Origin of the sequence: Lysinibacillus sp. CNPSo 3705, from assembly GCF_028674935.1 — a bacterium.
Lineage (GTDB): Bacteria > Bacillota > Bacilli > Bacillales_A > Planococcaceae > Lysinibacillus.
On record NZ_JAQZSD010000221.1, the window covers coordinates 1 to 362 of the forward strand.

The 362-nt window shown below is 36.2% G+C and carries 1 pseudogene; it reads right to left on the reverse strand.

Annotated features, from left to right (window positions below):
- Positions 1–33 precede the first annotated feature (33 nt).
- Positions 34–354, reverse strand: a pseudogene (locus PVA17_RS25145) (transposase); the annotation flags it as partial.
- Positions 355–362 lie beyond the last annotated feature (8 nt).

Genomic DNA, 362 nt, shown 5'->3' on the forward strand with positions numbered 1-362 from the left:
GAACAGGAAGTGCCTTATTTCTGTCTCTATTCCTTATTCATTTTCGTTTAGTAGCTTTAATATCCGTTTCAAATTGACAGCACCTTGAATTTCCATGCCAAATAGACCCGCAGTCGATGCCGTATCATATCCATGTCCGTTTTTTATTTCACTATTCTTCGCTTCTATTTAGTAGCGATTTGCGGCTAATTGCTTAAATGCTTCCGTATTTTGAAATGCCTCTTGTTCGGCATGTGTATCTCACTTAATTGTGACAGAATATGTTTTACTTTTTGCACCTTCTTTATAACAGCCCTCTCTCATTGGACATACTTTGCATTTTTCAATGTCAAAATAATAGGTCTGACTTTGACTCTAAAATG